The organism is Micromonospora sp. NPDC048839, assembly GCF_040649915.1.
In the GTDB taxonomy this organism is placed as follows: domain Bacteria; phylum Actinomycetota; class Actinomycetes; order Mycobacteriales; family Micromonosporaceae; genus Micromonospora.
On the sequence record NZ_JBEZGL010000013.1, the window covers coordinates 167,143 to 189,587 of the forward strand.

A 22,445-nucleotide genomic window follows, 5' to 3' on the forward strand; every position below is an offset into this window, starting at 1 on the left:
CCGGGGACTATCCTCCTTGCGGATGACGGCCCGCCGATAAACAGCGTGTGCCGAGCGGGACAACCGAGAACCGGAGGCCACTCGTGACCACCGTCGCACCCAAGCCGGTCGTGACCCGGCCCTGGCCGGTCCGGGAGCCGGTCAAGGGGTCGGCCATCGCGCGGCTGCTGCGAACCACGGACGCGAAGCAAATCGGGATCATGTACATGGTCACCGCGTTCGCGTTCTTCATGATCGGTGGCCTGATGGCCCTGATCATGCGTGCTGAGCTGGCCCGACCCGGGCTGCAGTTCCTGTCGCCGGAGCAGTACAACCAGCTCTTCACGATGCACGGCACGATCATGTTGCTGTTCTTCGCGACGCCGATCGTGTTCGCCTTCGCGAACTACATCGTGCCGATCCAGATCGGCGCGCCCGACGTCTCCTTCCCCCGCCTGAACAGCTTCGCCTACTGGCTGTACCTGTTCGGTGGCACGATGGCGACCGCCGGTTTCCTCACCCCGGGTGGCGCCGCCGACTTCGGCTGGTTCGCGTACGCCCCGCTGAGCAGCGTCGAGCACTCGCCCGGCGTCGGCGCCAACATGTGGATCATGGGTCTGGCCATCTCCGGTCTGGGCACCATCCTCGGCGCGGTAAACATGATCACCACGGTGCTGACCCTGCGCGCGCCCGGCATGACCATGTTCCGGATGCCGATCTTCACGTGGAACATCCTGGTCACCAGCCTCCTGGTGATCCTGGTCTTCCCGCTGCTGGCCGCCGCGCTCTTCGCGCTCGCCGCGGACCGCATCCTCGGCGCCCACGTGTACGACCCCGCAACCGGTGGGCCGATGCTCTGGCAGCACCTGTTCTGGTTCTTCGGGCACCCCGAGGTCTACATCGTCGCGCTGCCGTTCTTCGGCATCATCAGCGAGATCATTCCGGTCTTCTCCCGCAAGCCGATCTTCGGCTACAAGGGTCTGGTCGCCGCGACCGTCGCGATCGCCGCGCTCTCCATGAGCGTCTGGGCGCACCACATGTTCGCCACCGGCCAGGTGCTGCTGCCGTTCTTCAGCTTCCTGAGCTACCTGATCGCCGTGCCGACCGGTATGAAGTTCTTCAACTGGATCGGCACCATGTGGCGGGGCCAGATCAGCTTCGAGACGCCCATGCTCTGGGCGGTCGGCTTCCTGGTCACGTTCCTCTTCGGTGGTCTCACCGGTGTGCTGCTGGCCAGCCCGCCGATCGACTTCCACGTGTCGGACTCGTACTTCGTGGTGGCGCACTTCCACTACGTGCTCTTCGGCACCATCGTGTTCGCGGTCTTCGCCGGCATCTACTTCTGGTTCCCGAAGATGTTCGGCCGGATGCTCGACGAGCGCCTGGGCAAGGTGCACTTCTGGCTCACCATGATCGGCTTCCACACCACGTTCCTGGTGCAGCACTGGCTCGGTGCCGAGGGCATGCCCCGCCGGTACGCCGACTACCAGCCCATCGACGGCTTCACCACGCTGAACACGATCTCCACGATCGGCGCGTTCGTCACCGGTATCTCCACGCTGCCGTTCATCTACAACTGCTGGAAGTCGTACAAGACCGGCCCGGTGGTGGAGGTCAACGACCCCTGGGGCCACGGCAACTCGCTGGAGTGGGCGACCAGCAGCCCGCCGCCGCTGCGCAACTTCGACCGGATGCCCCGCATCCGCTCCGAGCGGCCGGCGTTCGACGCGAAGTTCCCGGAGCTGGCCGCCGGTCAGACCCTGGCCGGCCCGCCCGAGGGCGGCTCGAAGCCGCTCACGAGCGAGTCGGACGGCGGCGCCAGCTACCGCGAGGACACCGCGAGCGACATCGACCGGCACTGACGCTCAGGCCCAGCAGTACGACGGGCGCCGCCCCCGGACCACCGGGAGCGGCGCCCGTCGCCATGTGCACCCCACCCCTGCCCGCCCGTCCGCTCCGCGCGGCCTGCTCGGCCTGCTCGGGCTGCTCGGACTTGTCTGCCCGGCTCGGTGATGCCTGCCCGGCGTGGCCTGCCCGGCCCGGCGTGGCCTGCCCGGCCCGGCGTGGCCTGCCCGGCCCGGGGCGGCCTGCCCGGCCCGGCGTGGCCTGCCCGGCCCGGCGTGGCCTGCCCGGCCCGGCGTGGCCTGCCCGGCTCGGCGTGGCCTGCCCGGCCCAGCGTGGCCTGCCCAGCCTGACCTGCTCGGCCCAGCGTGGCCTGCCCAGCCTGACCTGCTTGGCTTGGTTTGCTCGGCTTGGCCGCCACGACCCGGTCCGCCGGCACCCGCGGACCCATGAACCGTAGAGCGATATACCTGTGAGTCATATTTATGACTCACAGGTATATGTGCTGCGAGCATGTATGCGGTGAGCCACCGCTGCTGCGGGGAGCGCGCGCCCGTGCGCTGGGTGTGGATGCCCTGCGGGGGAGTGCGTGCCGATGGACGTGGGGGCCCCGCGATGGCGTGGGTGCGGCCGTGGCCAGCGATAGTCCCTGTGGCAAGCGGAGTGGCCACGCGGCCGGGGAACGCACGTACGGCGCTCGGGCGCGCCCGCGCCAAGCGCCCGCGCCAAGCGCCCGCGCCAAGCGCCCGCGCCAAGCGCCCGCGCCAAGCGCCCGCGCCAAGCGCCCGCGCCAAGCGCCCGCGCCAAGCGTGCCCGCGCCAAGCGTGCCCGCGCCGCGAGTGGTGCCGGCTGGTCGGCAGCGTCAGCGGGCGGCGGGGGTGAGGTCGGCTTCGACCGGCGGCGGGGTGGCCGCGTCGGCGGTGCGGCGGCGGCGGAGCTCGATCGTGAGTACCACGAGGGTGACAAGTGCGCCGAGGGCGCCGGTGACCGCGAAGCCCCAGGGCGGCGAGGTGGCGTCGATCACCGCGCCGGCGAGTGGCGCGCCGATCGCGATGCCGACGGTGACCGCGGAGCCGTGCAGGCCCATCGCCTCACCGCGTACCTCGGCTGGAACCAGGCGGCTGACCGCGTCGGACCCGGCCGCGATGGTCGGCGCGCAGAGCGCGCCGGCCGGAATCAGTGCCAGGCTGAGCAGCCACCAGTGCGCACCGCCCAGCCCGACCGGAATGGTGCACAGGGCGAGGGCGGCGGTCAGGATCAGCGGGGAGAACGAGCGGTGGACGGCCCCGTAGGCGAAGCCACCGACCAGCGAGGCGACCGCCCAGATGGCCAGCACCGCGCCGGTCCAGCCGACCTCGCCGCTGGCCCGCAGGACGGCGACCACCGCCACGTCGGTGCCACCGAGCACCAGGGTCGCGGCGCCGCTGAGCGCCAGCACGGCGAGCAGTCGAGGTGTCAGCCACTCCCGGCGAGGCGTCCGGCGCTCGGGAGCGGTGGCCTCGGCGGCGTCGCGCATCGGTGGGTTGACCAGCCACAGGGCGATCCCGGCGGCGACGATGCCGCCGCCGACCAGGTACATGGTGGTCTGTGCGGAGATCGCGGTGCACAGGGCCACCGCCAACGCTGGGCCGATCATGAAGGACAGTTCCACCGACATCGAGTCCAGCGCGTACGCGGGGCGTCGTCGGTCCTCCGGAACCAGCGCCGCGATCGACTGACGGACCACCGAGAAGATGGGCAGGGCCAGGGAGCCGGCCACGAAGGCGGCCGGCAGCAGCAGGGGGTACGGCAGTCCGGGCGCGGTGGACCAGAAGATCGCCTCGGTGATGCCGGTGAGCACGAGGACCGGGCGCAGTCCACGCCGGTCCACCAGTCGGCCGAGAAGCGGCCCACCGATCGCCGCACCCACGGTGACGGCCGCGCCCACCAGGCCAGCGGCCCCGTAGCCCCGATCGAGGTCGAGCACCACGTGGAAGGTCAGCGTCACCCCGGTCGCGGTGAGGGGTATGCGGGCAAGGACGGCGACCAGCAGGAGCGACCGCAGGCCGGGCAGGGCGAGTGCCTGCCGGTAAGGCTTCATGTTCACGTGGGTCCGTACCTCCGGCGACATCCTCGACCGGCGGCGGCCCGATGGCCAGCCAATTAGGGTCTTATGCGGCCCTGATCACAGGCTGGCCCTGCAGGGTGACCCCGGCGCCGTCCATGGCGCGTAGTGCCACGTCGGTGGTCGCCGGAGCGACGGCGGCGGTCAGTTCGAGCAGCACGGTGGTGGCGAACCCCTCCCGGGCGGCGTCCAACGCGGTCGCCCGGACGCAGTGGTCGGTGGCGATGCCGACCACATCCACCCGATCCACGTCGTGCCGGCGCAGCCAGTCGGCCAGGCACTCGCCGTCGTCGGCATGCCCCTCGAACCCGGAGTACGCCGCCGCGTGCTCGCCCTTGTGGAAGATCACCTCGACTCGATCGGTGTTCAGTTCGGGGTGGAACTCCGAGCCGCTGGTGCCGACCACGCAGTGCCGCGGCCAGGACTCCACGAAGTCCGGCGGATCGCCGAAGTGCGCACCCGGGTCGACGTGGTAGTCCTTGGTGGCGACCACGTGCGCCCAGCGGTCCGGCTCGGCGGCGAGCAGCCGGGAGATGCCGGCGGCCACCCCAGCGCCGCCCTCGACGGCCAGCGAGCCGCCCTCGCAGAAGTCGTTCTGCACGTCCACGATGATCAGTGCGTTGGCCATTGGAGTTCCTCTCCTCACGGGCTGTCTGCGGCGACGGTGCGCGACGAGTTCAGTCGGCGGGTACGACGGAGACCGGGACCGCCGGGTCGCCGGCCGAGAGCTTCAGCCCCTCCCACGGGATGGAGATCAGGCATTCGCGCAGGTGCTCCCGCGACTCGTCGAGGGTGGGCAGCCACACCGGCTCGCCGGCGACCACGTACGAGTGCTGGAGCATGCGGTCGTTGGGCTGCCGGTCCGGTACGCCCTGCGGCACAATGATCTCCTCGGTGGCGGTGCCGGTCGGCTTGTGCCGGCGGACCGCGACCTTCCGGCCACCGATGGTCGCCTTGTGCTCGGAGCGCTTCACCACCGGGCGTCCCTCGACCTCGACGAGCTTGTAGACGAGCCCGGCGGTCGGCGCCCCGGAGCCGGTGACCACGGCCGTGCCGGCGCCGTACATGTCCACCGGTTCGGCGGCGAGGGCGGCGATCGAGTACTCGTCGAGGTCACCGGAGACGATGATCTTGGTTTCGGTGGCGCCCAACGAGTCGAGCAGCTCCCGGGACTGCTGGGCGATCACCGCCAGGTCGCCCGAGTCGATCCGTACCGCCCGCAGTTCCGGCCCGGCCACCGCTATCGCGTTGCGGATGCCCTGGCTGATGTCGTACGTGTCGACCAGCAGCGTGGTGTCCTTGCCCAGCGTGGCGACCTGCGAGGCGAACGCCGCCCGCTCGTCGTCGTGCAACAGGGTGAACGCGTGCGCCGCCGTACCCGCCGTCGGGATGCCGTAGCGCGCACCGGCGGCGAGGTTGGAGGTGAACCGGAACCCGGCCAGGTACGCGGCCCGCGCCGCGGCCACCGCCGCCTCCTCGTGGGCCCGGCGCGACCCCATCTCGATAAGCGCTCGACCCCGTGCCGCGGTCACCATCCGCGCCGCCGCCGCGGCCACCGCGCTGTCGTGGTTGAGCACGGAGAGTGCCAGCGTCTCCAGCACCACACACTCGGCGAAACCGCCGGAGACGGTGAGGATCGGCGAACCGGGGAAGAACAGCTCACCCTCGGCGTACCCGTCGATGTCACCGGTGAAGCGGTAGTCGGTGAGCCAGGCCGCGGCCGCGTCGTCGACCACGCCGGTCCGTCGCAGGAAGTCGACCTCGGTGGGGTCGAACCTGAAGTCGCGGATCAGTTCGATCAGTCGGGCCGTGCCGGCGACCACGCCGTAGCGGCGGCCGCTGGGCAGCCGGCGGCTGAACACCTCGAAGACGCACCGGCGGTCGGCGGTGCCGTCCTTCAGTGCCGCACTGACCATGGTCAGCTCGTAGTGGTCGGTCAGCAGCGCGGGGCGGTTGATGCTCACCGCCCCAGCCTAAGGTTCAGTCCGCGTTGCCGTCGTCGTGGCCCGGGATCGACCGTAGCGCGGCCCACAGCTCGGCCCGTCCGGTCACGCCGAGCTTGCTGTAGATCCGCTGGAGGTGATTTTCGACGGTGCGCGCCGAGAGGTAGAGCCGTTCCGCGATGGCCCTGCTGGACGCGCCGTGCGCGGCGAGGCGGGCGACCTGCCACTCCCGTTCGGTCAACACCGGCGCCCCCGCGTGCAGCGCTGGCGTGCGGATCAGGTCACAGTGCCCGAGCAACCCGGCCAGACGTTCCCGGGCGCCGTTGGCCGCCGTCGAGTGCTGCCGGCGCAGCCTCTGCACGGCCTGGGAGGCGGCCTCGGCCGCGTACACGGTCAGCTCCAGCGCGGCGTAGTCGTCGGCGACCGCGAGCAGATCGGCGGTGGAGTCGGTCACCGCCGCGCGGGCGTGCCGGGCCAGCAGCGGCGGGAGCACCCCGTCGACCCGCTCGGAGAGCTCGGCCAGGCGCTGCGCCACCGTGCGTCGACCACCGTCGGAGCAGGTGGGCCCGACCGCCATGCCGGCCTGGTCCAGCCGGACGAGATCGTGCAGGACGTGCACCTCGTGGCCGGCGAACCCGTCCGAGCGCAGCCGGTCCACCAGGTCACCGAGGTGCTTGACCGCACCCGGCAGGTCACCCGACGCGGCGAGCGTCGCACCCCGGGCCTGCTCCAGCCACGGGTAGAGCACCGCCATGCCCGGTGCGTGGGTGCGGTCCGCCTCGGCCATCGCCACGGCTGCCTGGGCGGCGTCACCGCGCAGCGCGGCCGACTGGGCTCGCTCGGCCTGGGCCAGACCGGCGTAGACCCGGCTGGTGGCCAACACCGCGCAGGCACCCAGCGAGGCGCGGGTGGCGGCGTCGCTCTGCCCACGCAACCGGGCCGCGTACGCCTGGAGGATGGCCAGGTAGCCGGTGCCGAGCCGGAAGTCGCCGGCATCGGCGAGGTCGGCGAACTCGTCGGCCACTATCGCGTCGATCCCGGCCAGGTCGCCGGTCAGCATGAGCCGGGTGCCCCGGGCCAACTCCAGAGCCAGTTGCAGGTACGGCATGTCGGTGCGCCAGTTGGCGACGGCGGAGTGCACCTGGGCGATCGCCGTACCGCTGCGGGTCAGCTGGCCCTGCGCGGCCTGGACGTACGCGATGGTGCAGCGGGCCAACTCGCGGGCGGCGACGCCTGCCGCCGGTCGGTCCAGCACCTGTTGGCTGAGCCGTACCGCGATGCTCGTGTCCATCCGGTGCAGACGCATGATCGCCTCGAAGGCATGCACCCGGGACCGGTCCGCCGAGTCGCTGAGCTGCTCGACGCGGCTCGCGATCTCCTCCACCGTGGACTGCTGGCTCAGCCCCCAGTAGCTGACCATTCCGCGGACGGTCAGCCAGCGGCAGTATCGCCGCTCGTCGCCGGGCTCGGGGGTCACGGCGTCGAGGACCTCGATGGCCTCCTCCGGCCGGTCGGCGAACATCAGGATGGTGGCCAGCAGCTCCGCCGCGTCGGAACCGCCACCGGCGTGCAACGCGGCCCGCGCCAGGCGGGTCGCCAGCGGCACGTCGTACCGGGTGAACGCCTGGACCGCCGCGTCCACCAGCAGGGCCGGATCCTGTGCGGTGCCGGAGTCGAGGCGCCACACCGCGACCCGCAGCAGGTCGTCGCGGCGGCGCTTACCGACCTGTTCGAGCAGCTCGGCGAGGTGTGCCTGAAGCCGGCGGGTGCGGCTGACCGGGCAGCGTCGGCGCATCACCTCGCCGTACAGCGGATGGGCCAGCCGGACGTTCGTCCGTCGGTCGTTCTGGACCACGCTGATCAGCCCGCGCTCCTCGGCGGTCTCCACGTCCACCTGGTCGGCGGCCTGCCTGAGCAGGTGCAGGCCGAGTGGTTCGCCGAACGCGACAAGCTCGACGACCGCGCGGACGCCGTCGGTGAGTTTGCCGACCCGGGTGTCGATCAGGTCGGTCAGGTTGGGCGCCAGCTCCAGTCGGCCGGTCCACTTCCAGATCCCGTAGGTCTGTTTCAACTCCGAGCTGCCGTTGGCGGCGTGTACCAGCTCCCGCAGCAGCAGCGGATTCCCGGCCGACAGCCGGCCCAGCCGGTCGGCGGAGTTGGCGTCGACCGGGCCGCCCAGGATCGCCGCCAGCAGGCCGGCGGTCTCCGCGTGCGGCATCGGGGTCAGCTCGACGTGCTCGACCAGGTCGTCGGTCCAGAGTGCGCGGATCGGCAGCGGGATCTGTTCGCCGTCGCGCAGGGTGCCGACCACTGTGGCGTTCTCCGCGCGTGCGACCAGGTGCACGAGTGCCGCCGAGGGTGGATCGAGCAGGTGGGCGTCGTCGATGGCGAGCACGATCCGTCGACCAGCAGCCTGCTGTTGCAACACGTTGAGCGCCCAGCGCAGGATGCCGGCGGGGGAGAGGCCCTGGGGCTGCTCGGCGGGAAGGACCTGCACCAGCCCGCCGAACGGTAGTGCGGCGGTGGTGGCGCTGGCCGCGATGGACCAGATCGCGAAGCGTTCGGTGGGCAACGTGCTCACGCCCTCGCGCAGCAGCCGACTCTTGCCGATCCCGGCGCTGCCGCTGAAGAAGAGCCCGCGACCAGCCTCGCCGGTCACCGCCGCCAGCAGGCGGTTGAGCTCATCGGTCCGGCCGACGAACTTCCATCGACTCATTCGCGCAGCATATCGACCGGAATCCGTCCGCGCCCGCACCGTCACTCAACGAAGTTGAGTAGCCGCACAATTACCGCTGAGTATCCGAGGTGTTCCACCTGGTTACCGGCCCGCCCGTAGTCTTCCGACATCCGGGTTTTTCGACCGGATTCCCCACCTGGCCGGGCGTCCGGCCACCTGCCCTGGGAGGCCACCTGATGAAGCAGGGCCCTCTCCGCTCGGTCGACTCCTCGGATGACGTGGTCGGCCCGTCCGATCTGCCCCGCTGCGGCCCGCTGCCCTCCCAGGTCGGCGTTACCAACCCTGGCCCGGAGGAGCTGCTCGGCGTGGTCGCGGTCGGTCCGGCCGGCGCCGAACGACGCGCGGTGCTCGCCACGTTGCTCGGGCTGGACCCGGTCATGCTCACCGTGCCGTCGGGCAGTTGGCTGCTGGTGCGCAACGCCAAGGTGCCCACCCGGGCGGCGTACGTGCCCGGCTACCGCCAGCCCCACTCGTACGGGGCCGACCGAAATGCCGCCGGCCCGGCGTTGGCCCGTCCACCCCGGCGGGTCGAGCTGAGCGTGCCCGAGCCGGTGCTACGGCACTTCACGCTCATCGACGTACCGGACACCGCGACGCTCGGCGTGTCCGGCCGACAGGTGCTGCTCGACGCGGTGGGCCGGGCCGGCGCGCTGCTCTTCGTGATCGCCGCCGACCAGGCGTTCACCGCCGCCGAGTTGAACCTGCTCGCCGAGGTCGCCCCGACCCCGGTGGAGGTCGTCTTCGCGGTGACCCCCGGCGCGGCAGGGTGGGCCCCGCCGGTCGACGGCGTGGCGACGACGGAGGACGCGGGGGCGTCCGTCTCGCCGGTCGGGGGTCAGGCGACCGAGATGGACGCGGCCGCGGTGACCGTGGCGGCGCACCGTGCGGCGCTGCTGGCCGCGGTGCCGGCGCTCGCCGACGCGCGGTGGTTCCCGGTCGACGCCCACGGCACCGACTCCGCCGCCGACCTGCGGCGGGCGTTGGTGGGTTGGTCGTCGGAGGAGGGGTTGCGGCGGGCCAGCGTCGAACCGCCGGTGCTGCCGGGGCAACACGACCGGGTGGCCGTGGTCGCCGATCCGGGAGACTGGTCGGAGCAACTGGACCGGCAGACCCGGACGTGTGCGCAGCGGATCCGTCAGCACCTCGCACTGGAACTGGCGAACATCCACCTGCGGGCAGTCCAGGAGATCGTGTTCGGGGTCGGCTGCGCGGGCCTACCGGACCTCCTGGATCGGGAGATGGCGGCGCTGTCGCTGTTGGCCACCGCCCAGTGCGACCAGGCGGTGCGCGGCATCGTCACCGACGCCGCGGTCCGGGTGCTCGGCGCGCCGCTGGCCGAAGGAGTACGGCGGCGGATCGCCACCGCCGTGCAGTACGGCCTGGACGACCGGCCCGGCCATGAGCTGGACAAGGTGCTGCTGATCACCAGCACAGCCGGGGTGGCCGGGTTGACCGGTCCGGAGGCGATCGACGCCCTCGCCAACTATCCGGCGGTGTTCCGCGACGAGGTGCTCCCGCCGATCGCGGTGGCGCTCTCCGGCGGGTGCTGGCAGCAGTGGCGTACGCCCGGCAGCGACGACCACAACGCGGCGCGGGCCTGGTCCCAGCGCGCGGTGCGGGAGGTCGAGCTGGGGTTGTCCCGGGAGATATCCCGACGGTTCGAGGTGATCCGCCTCTCGCTGGGCGCGGTGCTCTCCGATGCAGTCGATCACGGCATCCTGCTCGCCTGACGGTGTGGCCGCCCCCGAGTCCGGGTCCGCGCCGCACCACGGGTCCGAGGTCGCCCGGGGCGGATCAGAGGTGTCCCGGGTGGGCGATCCGCGCCGGGCCGGCGTTCCGGTTCCTCGGTTCCGGGAAACCGGTGGCACGATGGGGGGCATGGCGGCTCCACAGGTTGCACCGGTCGAGACGCCGGACACTGACGAGGTGCCGGCGGCTGACCGGCAATGGGTGACGATCGTGTGGGACGACCCGGTCAATCTGATGACGTACGTGACCTGGGTCTTCCAGAAGCTATTCGGCTACAGCCGGGAGAGGGCCGAGCAGCTGATGCTGGATGTGCACCACAAGGGCCGGGCCGTGGTCTCCACGGGTGTCCGGGAGCGGATGGAGCACGACGCGTCGCAGCTGCACGCGTATGGGCTGTGGGCGACGGTGGACCGGTCGTGAGCATGTTCCATCGTCAGGCCGGCCGCTACGTCGCCACCTTCGCGGTCGACGAGGTGCGGGTGCTGCGCAAGGTCGCCTCCGAGGTGGTCGGCCTGCTCACCGATGGTTTCGACCACACCGACCCGGTCGTGGGTCGGCTCTTCCCGGCGGTCTACCCGCAGGACGCGCCGGGGACGGCCGAGTTCCGGCGGTACACCGAGGGCGACCTGAAGACCGCGAAGATCGATCAGGCGGGGGCGATCCTGGCCGCGCTGCCCGACGACACCGGTGGTGAGGTACGCCTCGACGCCGAGGCGGCCGAGGCGTGGCTGCGGGCGTTGAACGACGCCCGGCTCGCGATGGGTGTCCGCCTGGAGATCAAGGACGGCACGGACCTGGGCGAGGAGTTGGACGACGCGGTCGCCGAGGACCCGGGATCCAGCCGGGTGTTCCAGCTGTCGGTCTACGCCTATCTCGGGTATTTGCAGGAGTCGCTGCTCAACGCCTTGATCGACTAGGCGTGACCGGCACCACTTCGGCCCGCGCTCGTCAGGCGTTAGGCTGGTCCTCGTGCTGAGCATCGACCGGTCGATCATCGACGCGATCGTCGCCCACGCGCGCCGGGATCACCCCGACGAGGCGTGCGGCGTCGTCGCCGGTCCCGTCGGCAGCGACACCCCGACCCGGCACATCCCGATGGACAACGCCGCGCGGTCGATGACCTTCTACGAGTTCGACTCGATGGAGCACCTGCGCGTGTGGCGGGAGATGGACGACCGCGACGAGGAACCCGTGGTCATCTACCACTCGCACACCGCCACCGAGGCGTACCCGTCGCGCACGGATGTCTCCTTCGCCGGTGAGCCGGGCGCGCACTACCTGCTCGTCTCGACCCGCGATCCCGACTCCGAGGAGATCCGCTCGTTCCGGATCGTCGACGGGGTGATCGCCGAGGAGCCGGTCCGGGTCGTGGAGGCCGGGGTCGACCCGCATGCCGTCCAGTCCTACATGTTCGGGCAGAGCCCGGCGACGGTCGACTACGAGTGTTCCGGCCGCTGATCCGTCAGCGTTCGCACTCGTCCCGTCCCGTCACCGTAGGCACACCCGATCGAGGAGTTCGACATCATGGCCATTGAGGTTCGCATCCCCACCATCCTGCGCAGCTACACCGGCGGCGCCAAGGTCGTCGACGGCAGCGGCGACACCATCGCCGATCTGCTCACCGACCTGGATTCCCGGCACGGCGGCCTGCGTGGCCGGCTGATCACCGAGGCTGGCACGCTGCACCGCTTCGTCAACGTCTACGTGAACGACGAGGACGTCCGTTTCCTCGGTGCCCTGGACGCCAAGCTCTCCGACGGTGACAGCGTCACCATCCTGCCCGCGGTGGCCGGCGGCGCGTTCGGCTTCGCCGCAGCAGCGGCGATCAGTTCGCACAGCGCCGCGGCGGCGGTCCGCGGCGCCGTCGCGGCTGGCTGAGGTCGGCCGCCATGGCGCGGTACGACAGCCTGCTCGACGCGTGCGGGGGTACGCCGCTGGTCGGCCTGCCCCGGCTCTCGCCGACGGTGTCCGACGGGGCCCCACCGGTGCGGCTCTGGGCCAAGCTGGAGGACCGGAACCCCACCGGCAGCATCAAGGACCGCGCGGCGCTGTTCATGGTCCGGGCGGCGGAGGAGGCCGGGCGGCTCCGGCCGGGTGACACCATCCTCGAGCCGACGAGTGGCAACACCGGTATCTCGTTGGCGATGGTGGCCAAGTTGCGTGGCTACCGGTTGGTCTGCGTGATGCCGGAGAACGTCTCCACCGAGCGGATCCAGTTGCTCCGGATGTACGGGGCCGAGATCATCTTCTCGCCGGCGGCGGGTGGTTCCAACCAGGCGGTCGCCACGGCCAAGCTGATCGCCGCCGAACACCCGGACTGGGTGATGCTCTACCAGTACGGCAACGAGGCCAACGCGCGGGCGCACTACGAGACGACCGGGCCGGAGCTGCTGCACGACCTGCCCAGCATCACGCACTTCGTGGCCGGGCTCGGCACCACGGGCACGTTGATGGGCACCGGCCGCTACCTCCGGGAGAAGGTCGACGGCATCCAGGTCGTGGCGGCCGAGCCGCGCTACGGCGAGCTGGTCTACGGCCTGCGCAACATCGACGAGGGGTACGTGCCGGAGCTCTACGACGCCTCGGTGCTCTCCCGGCGCTTCTCGGTCGGCACCCGGGACGCGGTGCTGCGTACCCGCCAACTCGTGGAGGTGGAGGGCATCTTCGCCGGCTTCTCCACGGGCGCCATCCTGCATGCCGCGCTCGCGGTGGCGCACGAGGCGGTTCGCGACGGCCGGCGGGCCGACGTGGCCTTCGTGGTCTGCGACGGTGGCTGGAAATACCTGTCCACCGGCGCGTACGGCGGCACGCTCGCCGATGCCGAGGACGCCCTGGAGGGGCAGCTCTGGGCCTGACCGGACCGATCTTCCCGGGTGCGGGCCGTCGACGTGGGTCGACGGCCCGTACGCGGTCCGGCGCACCGTGAGCAGGTGTCACGTTCGTGACAACTTCCGCCGGATGATTCTTACCGCCGGGTACCCCAGCGTAGGCTGCGCAGCGTGACGTACGCGTCGGTAGAGATCATGGCTGAGGCGATTGCCCACACGGATGCTACTGACAGTAACAGCGAGACAACTCGATGCGACTGACTGTCCTTGGCAGCGCCGGTAGCTTTCCCGGCCCCGAGTCGCCCTGCTCGGCCTATCTCGTCGAAGCCGACGGCTTCCGTCTCCTTGTCGACTTTGGATCCGGGTCGATGTCCAGCCTCCAGCGCTACGCGGGGCTGCACGCCCCGGACGCGATCCTGCTGACCCACCTGCACTGCGACCACATGTTCGACGCCGTCCTGTACGTCGTCGTGCGTCGGTACGCACCGGACGGCCCCTATCCACCGCTGCCGGTGTACGCCCCCTCCGGCGCACCGGACCGGCTCAGCGCCGCGTACGGCGACGATGGTTCGGTGGAGGACGTCTACCAGTTCTACGCCCTGCAGCCGGGCACCTTCCCGATCGGCCCGTTCACCGTCACCGTGGACCGGGTCAACCACCCCGTCGAGACGTACGGCGTGCGGCTGGAGCACGACGGCCGGTCACTGTGCTACTCGTCGGACACCGCGCCCTGCGCGGCGCTGCTGCGGCTGGCCCAGGACGTCGACGTCTTCCTCTGCGAGGCCAGCTACCTCGATGGCATGGACAATCCGCCGGATCTGCACCTGACCGGCCGGGAGGCTGGCGAGGCGGCGACCAAGGCCGCGGTGGGCCGGCTCCTGCTGACCCACCTGGTGCCCGCCTGGGGCAGTGAGGCGCACACCCTGGACTCGGCCGCCGGCGCGTACGCCGGTCCGATCGACGTGGTCCGGCCCGGCGCCAGCTACGACGTCTGACCCGGTGGGCCGGGGCGCGGAGGCTCCCCGGGGCACCCCGAGCGAGGTGGATCGCCGGACCGCATAAGGTGCAGGGATGGCGCGACCTGACGGGCGAGGGCCCAATCAACTTCGACCGGTGACCCTGACCCGAGGCTGGAGCACCCATCCGGAGGGCTCGGTGCTCGTCGAGTTCGGCGGCACCCGGGTGCTCTGCACGGCGAGCGTCACCGAGGGGGTGCCCCGCTGGCGCAAGGGCTCCGGGCTCGGTTGGGTGACCGCCGAGTACGCGATGCTGCCCCGGGCCACCAACACCCGCTCCGACCGGGAGAGCGTCAAGGGCCGGGTCGGCGGCCGTACCCACGAGATCTCCCGGCTGGTCGGCCGCAGCCTGCGAGCCAGCATCGACCTGAAGGCGCTCGGCGAGAACTCGATCGTGCTCGACTGCGACGTGCTCCAGGCCGACGGTGGTACCCGGACGGCCGCGATCACCGGCGCGTACGTGGCGTTGCACGACGCGGTGACCTGGCTCGCCGCCCGCAAGGCGTTGGCCGGTAAGCCGGAGAAGGTGATGCACCGCTCGGTGGCCGCGGTCAGCGTGGGGATCATCGCCGGTGAGGCACGGCTGGACCTCTGCTACGAGGAGGACGTCGCCGCCGAGGTGGACATGAACGTGGTGTGCACCGGCGCGGGTGACTTCGTCGAGGTGCAGGGCACCGGCGAGGCGGGCGTGTTCGCCCGCGACCAGCTCGACGCCCTGCTCGACCTGGCCGTCGCGGGTTGCGCGGATCTGGCCGAAGCCCAGCGGAAGGCACTCGCGTGAGCGCGAGGAGTGAGCTTGCGAGCCCCGCAGTCGCGAACAGAGGTGTTTCAGCGTGAACAAGGTCCTGCTCGCCACCCGTAACCGTAAGAAGCTTGTCGAGCTCCAGCGAATTCTCGACGGCGCGCTCGGCGCGCAGCGGATCGCCCTGCTCGGGCTGGACGACGTCGAGCGGTACGAGGAGCTGCCGGAGACCGGCCTGACCTTCGGCGAGAACGCGCTGATCAAGGCGCGGGAAGGGTTCCGGCAGAGCGGGCTGCCGACCATCGCCGACGATTCCGGGCTCGCGGTGGACGCGCTCAACGGCATGCCGGGGGTGTTCAGCGCCCGCTGGTCCGGCCGGCACGGCGACGACCGCGCCAACCTTCAGCTGCTGCTGGACCAGATCGGCGACGTGCCCGACGAGCAACGGGCCGCCTCGTTCGTCTGCACCGTGGCGTTGGTGCTGCCCGGCGGCAAGGAGCACCTCGTCGACGGTCGGCAGTCCGGTCGGGTGCTGCGGGCTCCGCGCGGAGACGGCGGGTTCGGCTACGACCCGATCTTCCTGGGCGACGGACAGGACCGGACCAACGCCGAGCTGACCCCGGCGGAGAAGGACGCGATCAGCCACCGCGGCAAGGCGCTGCGCGAGCTGGCCAAACTGATCGCCAAGGTGCTGCCGCCCGCCGCCTGAGCACCCCGACACGTCTCACCAGCGCTTCGTCACGAGGTCCCCGCCCAGATCGTCGATCGGGACGCGGTCCTCCGTGGCCAGCACGGTGAGCAGTCGTTCGGCCTCGGCCACGGTGGCGATCCGCCCGGTCGAGGTGGACCGCGCCATGTCCAGCTCTTCCAGCCACAGCCCGTCGCGCTCCCAGGCGACCTGCACACAGCCGCCGGAGCGGCCGAAGGCGGTCAGGAAGTCCCTGCTCAGCGGCCGCATCGCGCGCAGTAGGAGGCGCACCTCGGCCGCGTCCAGCGGCACGTCCTTCTGGACGTCGCCGCGGTACTGGTAGGTCGCCTCGAGGAAATCGGGCGGGGCCGGCAGGGCGGCAGCCGGGACCGACCCGCCGGGCAACCGGCGGATCAGATCCATGCCGTCGTACCGGCCGACGGTCAACTCCCGCCCGTCCTGCTCGGGGTACGTGCCCACCAGGGTGTCCCCCTCCCGTCGAACGACGACAGCGGCGCCCTGATGAGCAACCTGGATCCGTACGCCGGCAGGCAACCACGGCAGGTGCAGACCCGCGAGCCGGGCGGCCGACGACGGCCCGTCGGTCGGGTCGTAAACCCCCGTCCACTGGTCCAGCAGCTCCACGTCGATGTCGACGTCGTCGTCGACCGTGGCGGGCAGCGCGGCCAACCGACCGACCCGGCGCCGCTGCCAGGTCAACGCGACCCGGATCCGGGTGCCGGTGCTGCCGTCCCAGTGCACGGTCAACCCCTCGGCGCGCAGCGCCGCCGCCACCTCCGCACCGATGTCGGCCGTCGTCGGCTGCCCGAACAGGCCGTACGCGACGTGCACCCCCGAGTCGTCGACGCCGTTCTCGGCGTCCTGCCGATGGTAGAAGGCGTACCCCCGGGCGGTGCGCCCCCGCGGCACCTCGTCGCCGATCTCGGCAACGCCGCAGGTCTGGCAGCAACTGAAGTTCTCCCGGGCCACCAGCCCGGCGGCCGAGAGCGTCCGGAAGGCCGCGGTGAGCCGGTCGCTGTCGGTGACCTCCGGCCAGTGCGCCTGGGCGGCGAGGTGCGCGCTCAGCTCCTCGGTCACCATCGGCCAGGCTCGGGCCTCGACCTCCGCCGGGTCCGCCTCGCCGGCCAGGTATTCCATCGTCTCGGCGACGATCGCGGCGGCCGGCAACTCGGCCAGCGCCACCTGGCGGCGGACGAAGTCCCGGATCTGCTCGCCGAGCCCCTGCTCCTCGATCTCCACGGCGGCGAACGCTAGCAGCAGCAGCCGACAGGCCGGCCGGGGCGAACCAGGTGCTGTCGCCCGCCGCCTGACCCGCGGCGGACGACAGCGACCGACGGAGGTCAGCCCAGCGGGCCGACCTCCCGTTCGATGGCGGCGCGCAACTCCGGCCCGCCGACGACCGCTCGGGCCGCCTCCATCACCGGGGCGAGGAACACGTCCGGGCCGGGCTCACCGGCCGCCGGGCCGAGCGCGGCGACGGCCGCGCGGCCGGCCGGGGACGGCTCCAGCGGGGCGCGCAGTTGCAGACCGCGTACGCCGGCCAGCAGCTCCACCGCCAGCAGGCTGGTGAGGTTGTCCAGCACGGTGCGCAGCTTCTTGGCCGCCGCCCAGCCCATCGACACGTGGTCCTCCTGCATGCCGCTGGTGGGCAGGGAGTCCACCGAGGCCGGGGCGGCCAGCCGACGGTTCTCGGCGACGATCCCCGCCGCCGTGTACTGGGCGATCATCAGCCCGGAGTTGACCCCGGCGTCGGGGGAGAGGAACGCCGGCAGTTCCCGGGAGCGGGTGACGTCGAGCAGCCGGTCCACCCGTCGCTCGGCGATCGCTCCCACCTCGGCGGCGGCGATGGCGAGGAAGTCCGCGGCGAAACCGAGCGGCGCGCCGTGGAAGTTACCTGTCGACTCGACCCGCCCGTCCGGCAGCACCACCGGGTTGTCCACCACGGACACCAACTCCCGGCCCGCGACCGTACGGACGAAGTCGAGGGTGTCGCGGGCCGCGCCGGCGACCTGCGGGGCGCAGCGCATCGAGTAGGCGTCCTGCACGGCATGGGCCAGGTCGTCGCGGTGCGAGTCCATCACCCGGGAGTCCTGCAACAGCCGGTGGATGTTCGCCGCCGACGCCGCCTGACCGGGGTGCGGCCGGATCGCGTGCAGCTCCGGCAGGAAGGGCCGCTCCGAGCCGAGCATCGCCTCGATGGCAAGCGCGGCCGTCACGTCGGCCATGGCGAACAGGTGCGCCGCGTCGTGGATGGCCAGCAGCAGCATGCCGAGCATGCCGTCGGTGCCGTTGATCAGCGCCAGCCCCTCCTTGGCGGCCAGCTCGATCGGCGTGAGCCCGGCGGCGCTCAGCGCGTCGGCCGCGTCCTGCCGCTCGCCGGCCGGGCCGAGGACCCAGCCCTCACCGAGCAGCACCAGCGCGCAGTGCGCCAGCGGCGCCAGGTCGCCGGAGGCGCCCAGCGAGCCGTGCTCCGGCACCCACGGGGTGATGTCGTGGTTGAGCAGGTCGACCAGGGCCTCCGCGACCAGCGGCCGGACCCCGGAGCGGCCCAGCGCGAGGGACCGGACCCGCAGCAGCATCATGGCCCGGACCACCTCGCGCGGCATCGGGGCGCCCACCCCGGCGGCGTGCGAGCGGATCAGCGCGTGTTGCAGCTCGGCCCGCCGCTGCGGGGCGATGAAGGTGTTGGCCAGCGCCCCGAACCCGGTGGAGACCCCGTAGACGGGCCGGCCGGACGACTCGATGCCGTCCACGATGGCCCGGCTGGTCGCCATGGCCTCGATGGTGGCCGGGGCGAGGACGACCGTGGCGGTGCCGCGGGCCACCGTGAGCACGTCGTCGGCGGTGATCCCGGTGGGCTGGATGGTCACGTTCGTCATAGCGGAACTCCGTTGCGAATTACCTGGCGGATCAGGGGGACACCGGGCCGGTAGGCCAGGTGCAGGTGTGACGGCGCGTCCAGGACGACGAGGTCGGCCCGCGCGCCGGGGGTGAGGACACCGATGTCGTCGCGGCGCAGCGCCCGGGCGCCACCGGCGGTGGCGGCCCAGACCGCCTCCGCCGGGGTCATCCGCATCTCGCGGACCGCGAGGGCCACGCAGAACGCCATCGACGAGGTGTACGACGAACCGGGGTTGCAGTCCGTCGCCAGCGCCACGGTCACACCGGCGTCGAGCAGTCGGCGGGCGTCCGGGTAGGGCGAGCGGGTGGAGAACTCCGCGCCGGGCAGCAGGGTCGCGACGGTGGTGCTGTGCGGACCCTCGTGGCACATGCAGTCGACCAGGGAGGACGCGAGCGCGTCGACGTCGGCGTCGGACAGGTAGGTGCAGTGGTCCACGCTGGCCGCGCCCAGCTCCACGCCGAGCTGCACGCCCGGTCCGGGGCCGAGCTGGTTGGCGTGCACCCGCACACCGAGCCCGACGGCCTGCCCGCAGGCCAGGATGGCCCGGGCGTGGTCCACGTCGAAGGCGCCCCGCTCGCAGAACACGTCGATCCACTTGGCGTGCGGCGCGGCAGCGGCCAGCATCGGCCCGCAGACCAGCCCCACGTAGTCGTCCGGGCGATCGGCGTACTCGGCGGGGACCACGTGCGCGCCGAGATAGGTGGTGTCCTCGGTGAACTCGGCGGCGATCCGCAGTGAGCGGGCCTCGTCGGCGGCGGTCAGCCCGTACCCACTCTTGATCTCCATGGTCGTGGTGCCCTGGCGCAGCGCCTCACCTCGCAGCCGGCGCACGGTGGCTCGCAGCTCGTCATCGGTGGCGGCCCGGGTCGCGCGGACCGTGGTGCGGATGCCGCCGCCGGTGTAGGGCTGGCCGGCCATCCGGGCGGCGAACTCGTCCGCCCGATCCCCGGCGAAGACCAGGTGGGCGTGGCTGTCCACGAAGCCGGGCAGGACGGCGGCCCCACCGACGTCGAGTCGCCGGTCGGCGGCCGGCGCGGTGGCGGACGACCCCACCCAGGCCACCCGGCCCTCCTCGATCAGCACGGCCGCGTCGCGGAGGATGCCGAGTGGGCGCGTGCCGGGGCCGTTGGTGACCAGCTCCCCGATGGTGTCGACAAGCAGACTGCTCATGTGCGGGTCACCGCCTCGATGGCGGCGGCCAACTCGGCCGGCACGTCCACGCTCAGGTGCTGGCCCTCGGCCACCACCACCCGGCCGTCCACCAGCACCTGCTCGACGTCCCCCGCGGTGGCCGCGAAGAACGCCCCCACCGGTGGCACGCCGGCGGTGCGGGGGCTGTCCAGCCGTACCGTCACCAGGTCGGCGCGGGCACCGACGGCGATCCGGCCGGCGTCGGCCCAGCCCAGGGCGGCGTGCCCGGTGACGCTGGCCGCCGTCAGCAGGTCGACAGGTGCGAAGTGGCCTCGGCGGCGGGTGCGCAGCCGCTCGTCCAGCTCCACCGCGCGGGCCTCCTCGAACAGGTCGATGACGGCATGGCTGTCGCTGCCCAGGCTCAACCGGATTCCCGCGTCGGCCATCCGCCGGGCCGGGCCGATCCCGTCGGCGAGGTCCCGTTCGGTGGTCGGGCAGAGGCACACCCCGGTCCGGCTGTCGCCGAGCAGGGTCAGGTCGGCGCTTGTCGGGTGGGTGGCGTGCACGGCGGTGGTGTCCGGCCCGAGCACACCGTGCTCGGCGAGCAGCGCGGTGGGCGTACGCCCGCGCACCGCCCGGCACTCGTCGTTCTCGGCGGGCTGCTCGGAGAGGTGCACGTGCAGCGGTGCCCGCCGATCCCGGGCCCAGTCGGCGACCGTGCGGAGCTGGTCCGCCGGAACCGCCCGCACCGAGTGCACAGCCGCGCCGACCCGGACGTGGGCGTCCGTCGGCTGGAACGCCGCCGCCCGCTCCGCCCAGCGGGCCGCGTCGCCGTCACCGAAGCGGCGCTGCGGCCCGGCGAGGGCCTGACCGTCCACGCTGGAGGTCAGGTAGCAGGCGTCCAGCAGGGTGAGCCGGATCCCGGCGTGCGCGGCGGCCTCCACCAGCGCCGCGCCCATCGCGTTCGGGTCGTCGTACGCGCCGCCGTCGGGGCGGTGGTGCAGGTAGTGGAACTCGCCCACGCCGGTGATCCCGGCGAGCGCCATCTCGGCGTAGACGGCACGCGCCAGGGCCAGGTAGGTGTCCGGGTCCAGCCGGTCCGCGACGGCGTACATCTGGTTCCGCCAGGTCCAAAAGTCGCCCCGACCGCCGTGGGTACGCCCGCGCAACGCCCGGTGGAAGGCGTGCGAGTGCACGTTGGCCAGGCCGGGCAGGGTCAGACCGGGCAGCGGCACCGCGTCGGCGTACACGTCGACCCCGGCCGTCGGCCTGCTGCCGGGGAGCAGCGGCGTCACCGCCGTGATCCGGCCGTCGTCGACCTCGATCAGCACGTCGGGTGTGGGTTCGGCGTGCTCGGGCAGCCAGGCGTACTCGGCGAGCCAGCGGGTCGGTGTCATCGGCATGTCAGGTCCTCCAGCACCCGGGCCAGCGCGCGGACCCCGGCGGCGCAGTCGCCGTCGGTCGCGGCCTCGGCGGGGGAGTGCGACACCCCGGTCGGGTTGCGGACGAACAGCATCGCGGTGGGCAGGTGCGCGGCGAGCACCCCGGCGTCGTGCCCCGCGCCGGTCGGGAGCACCGGCGCGTCCAGCAGCGTGGCCAGCCGTCCGGCCAGATCCCCGTCGAAGGCGACGAGCGGCGTCGCCGACTCCTCGGTGACCGTCACCGTCGTACCGTCGCGGCGGGCGCGCTCGGTCAGCTTGCCCCACACCGCCTCGACCAGCCCGGACAGCGTCTGCGTGTCGGCGGCCCGCGCGTCCAGCCAACCGGTCACCCTCGACGGGATCGCGTTCGTGGCGTTCGGCTCGACGGCGACCCGGCCCACGGTGGCGTGCGCGCCCCGCAGCCGGGCCTCCTTGTTGGCCGCCAGCACCGTGAACGCGTACGTGAGCATCGGGTCGCGCCGGTCGGCCATCCGGGTCGTACCCGCGTGGTTGCCCTCGCCGACGACGTCGAAGCGCCACCGGCCGTGCGGCCAGATCGCGCTCGCCACCGCGACCGGCGCGTCCGCGTCGACGAGCGCACGGCCCTGCTCGACGTGCAACTCCACGAAGGCGCCGAACCGGCCCAGCAGCTCCGGGCGGGCACCCGCCGGCCGCTCGCCGAGCGCCTCGGCGAAGCTCACCCCGGCCGCGTCGCGCAGGCCGGCCGCGCGGTCGGCGGACAGCGCACCGGTGAGCAGCCGAGACCCCAGGCACGGTACGCCAAAGCGCGCACCCTCCTCCTCCACGAACGCGGCCAGCACCAGCGGCCGGTCCGGGGTGACGCCGGCGGCGCGCAGCTCGTCCACGGCGAGGAACGCGCTGACGATGCCGAGCGGCCCGTCGTACGCCCCGCCGTGCGGCACCGAGTCGAAATGGCTGCCGGTGAGCACCGCGTCGGACGCCTGCGGGTCACCCCAGTGGGCGAAGAGGTTGCCGTTGCCGTCCTCGGTGACGGGCAGGGCGCGGCGCTCGGCCTGTGCCCGGAACCAGGCGCGCAGCTCCCGCTCCGGCTCGGTCAACGCGTACCGCAGATAGCCGCCGCTGTCGGCGTCCCGCCCGACCGGCGCGATCTCGTCCCACAGGGCCCGGAACCGGCCGGGAAGGTCCGCGCTCACGCTGTGCTCCCGTTGTTCGCGACTGCGGGGCTCCGCTGCGCTGCACTCCTCGCGCTCACGGCGCGTCTGTTGTTCGCGACTGCGGGGCTCCGCTGCGCTGCACTCCTCGCGCTCACGGCGCGTCTGTTGTTCGCGACTGCGGGGCTCCGCTGCGCTGCACTCCTACG

General features: G+C 72.4%; 19 protein-coding genes. 10 read left to right on the plus strand and 9 right to left on the minus strand.

From position 1 onward, the window contains the following. Positions 1 to 83: 83 nt before the first annotated feature. Positions 84 to 1,841: a cytochrome c oxidase subunit I gene (gene ctaD / locus AB0C25_RS24175; protein WP_357376510.1), complete on the plus strand. Its 1,758-nt coding sequence runs from the start codon at positions 84 to 86 to the stop codon at positions 1,839 to 1,841. Positions 1,842 to 2,683: 842 nt separating this feature from the next. Here the strand turns inward: ctaD and AB0C25_RS24180 are convergent. Genes AB0C25_RS24180 through AB0C25_RS24195 form a run of 4 tightly spaced genes read right to left on the minus strand, consistent with a single transcriptional unit; the run spans position 2,684 to position 8,584 of the window. Then, positions 2,684 to 3,931 carry an MFS transporter gene (locus AB0C25_RS24180; RefSeq protein ID WP_357376511.1) on the minus strand — a complete coding sequence of 416 codons (1,248 nt, stop codon included), beginning with the start codon at positions 3,929 to 3,931 and terminating at the stop codon, positions 2,684 to 2,686. Positions 3,932 to 3,971: 40 nt separating this feature from the next. Beyond that, entirely contained in the window at positions 3,972 to 4,553 is a 582-nt protein-coding gene (locus AB0C25_RS24185) for an isochorismatase family protein (RefSeq protein ID WP_357376512.1), read from the minus strand. Between the two features lie 49 nt (positions 4,554 to 4,602). Then, on the minus strand, positions 4,603 to 5,889 hold the full coding sequence (locus tag AB0C25_RS24190) for a nicotinate phosphoribosyltransferase (RefSeq protein WP_357376513.1): 1,287 nt from the start codon (positions 5,887 to 5,889) through the stop codon (positions 4,603 to 4,605). Positions 5,890 to 5,905: 16 nt separating this feature from the next. Then, the gene (locus AB0C25_RS24195; protein ID WP_357376514.1) at positions 5,906 to 8,584 is read right to left on the minus strand and encodes a LuxR C-terminal-related transcriptional regulator; all 2,679 of its coding nucleotides are present in this window, start codon (positions 8,582 to 8,584) and stop codon (positions 5,906 to 5,908) included. A gap of 197 nt (positions 8,585 to 8,781) precedes the next feature. On the opposite strand from AB0C25_RS24195, the gene AB0C25_RS24200 reads away from it, so the two are divergent. The 9 genes from AB0C25_RS24200 (at position 8,782) to rdgB (ending at position 15,649) form a co-directional block, all read left to right on the plus strand. Further along, the gene (locus AB0C25_RS24200) at positions 8,782 to 10,335 is read left to right on the plus strand and encodes a hypothetical protein (RefSeq protein WP_357376515.1); all 1,554 of its coding nucleotides are present in this window, start codon (positions 8,782 to 8,784) and stop codon (positions 10,333 to 10,335) included. A 148-nt stretch (positions 10,336 to 10,483) separates the two neighbouring features. Beyond that, the gene (clpS, locus tag AB0C25_RS24205; RefSeq protein ID WP_357376538.1) at positions 10,484 to 10,774 is read left to right on the plus strand and encodes an ATP-dependent Clp protease adapter ClpS; all 291 of its coding nucleotides are present in this window, start codon (positions 10,484 to 10,486) and stop codon (positions 10,772 to 10,774) included. A 2-nt stretch (positions 10,775 to 10,776) separates the two neighbouring features. Next, positions 10,777 to 11,271, plus strand: a complete 495-nt coding sequence (locus AB0C25_RS24210) for a DUF2017 domain-containing protein (protein ID WP_357256025.1) — start codon at positions 10,777 to 10,779, stop codon at positions 11,269 to 11,271. Positions 11,272 to 11,323: 52 nt separating this feature from the next. Then, positions 11,324 to 11,812: a M67 family metallopeptidase gene (locus AB0C25_RS24215; RefSeq protein ID WP_357255995.1), complete on the plus strand. Its 489-nt coding sequence runs from the start codon at positions 11,324 to 11,326 to the stop codon at positions 11,810 to 11,812. A gap of 66 nt (positions 11,813 to 11,878) precedes the next feature. After that, positions 11,879 to 12,232: a MoaD family protein gene (locus AB0C25_RS24220; protein ID WP_357376516.1), complete on the plus strand. Its 354-nt coding sequence runs from the start codon at positions 11,879 to 11,881 to the stop codon at positions 12,230 to 12,232. A gap of 11 nt (positions 12,233 to 12,243) precedes the next feature. Beyond that, the gene (locus tag AB0C25_RS24225) at positions 12,244 to 13,209 is read left to right on the plus strand and encodes a cysteine synthase (protein ID WP_357376517.1); all 966 of its coding nucleotides are present in this window, start codon (positions 12,244 to 12,246) and stop codon (positions 13,207 to 13,209) included. Between the two features lie 224 nt (positions 13,210 to 13,433). Then, positions 13,434 to 14,177 (plus strand): MBL fold metallo-hydrolase, encoded by a 744-nt coding sequence (locus tag AB0C25_RS24230; RefSeq protein WP_357255990.1) that lies wholly within the window; start codon positions 13,434 to 13,436, stop codon positions 14,175 to 14,177. Positions 14,178 to 14,253: 76 nt separating this feature from the next. Next, positions 14,254 to 14,979: a ribonuclease PH gene (gene rph, locus AB0C25_RS24235; RefSeq protein WP_357376518.1), complete on the plus strand. Its 726-nt coding sequence runs from the start codon at positions 14,254 to 14,256 to the stop codon at positions 14,977 to 14,979. Between the two features lie 52 nt (positions 14,980 to 15,031). Beyond that, positions 15,032 to 15,649 carry an RdgB/HAM1 family non-canonical purine NTP pyrophosphatase gene (gene rdgB, locus AB0C25_RS24240; RefSeq protein ID WP_357376519.1) on the plus strand — a complete coding sequence of 206 codons (618 nt, stop codon included), beginning with the start codon at positions 15,032 to 15,034 and terminating at the stop codon, positions 15,647 to 15,649. A 15-nt stretch (positions 15,650 to 15,664) separates the two neighbouring features. On the opposite strand, the gene AB0C25_RS24245 is transcribed toward rdgB, so the two are convergent. From AB0C25_RS24245 to AB0C25_RS24265, 5 genes are all read right to left on the minus strand, one after another. After that, the gene (locus tag AB0C25_RS24245; RefSeq protein ID WP_357376520.1) at positions 15,665 to 16,888 is read right to left on the minus strand and encodes a hypothetical protein; all 1,224 of its coding nucleotides are present in this window, start codon (positions 16,886 to 16,888) and stop codon (positions 15,665 to 15,667) included. Positions 16,889 to 16,989: 101 nt separating this feature from the next. Beyond that, positions 16,990 to 18,528 (minus strand): histidine ammonia-lyase, encoded by a 1,539-nt coding sequence (hutH, locus tag AB0C25_RS24250; protein ID WP_357376521.1) that lies wholly within the window; start codon positions 18,526 to 18,528, stop codon positions 16,990 to 16,992. Next, on the minus strand, positions 18,525 to 19,721 hold the full coding sequence (gene hutI / locus AB0C25_RS24255) for an imidazolonepropionase (protein ID WP_357376522.1): 1,197 nt from the start codon (positions 19,719 to 19,721) through the stop codon (positions 18,525 to 18,527). The genes hutH and hutI overlap by 4 nt, the downstream gene beginning before the upstream one ends. Then, positions 19,718 to 21,085 (minus strand): formimidoylglutamate deiminase, encoded by a 1,368-nt coding sequence (locus AB0C25_RS24260; protein WP_357376523.1) that lies wholly within the window; start codon positions 21,083 to 21,085, stop codon positions 19,718 to 19,720. The genes hutI and AB0C25_RS24260 overlap by 4 nt, the downstream gene beginning before the upstream one ends. Then, positions 21,076 to 22,278, minus strand: coding sequence for an allantoate amidohydrolase (locus AB0C25_RS24265; RefSeq protein ID WP_357376524.1), 1,203 nt, complete (start codon positions 22,276 to 22,278; stop codon positions 21,076 to 21,078). Before AB0C25_RS24265 ends, AB0C25_RS24260 begins: the two co-directional genes overlap by 10 nt. Between the last annotated feature and the right edge of the window lie 167 nt (positions 22,279 to 22,445).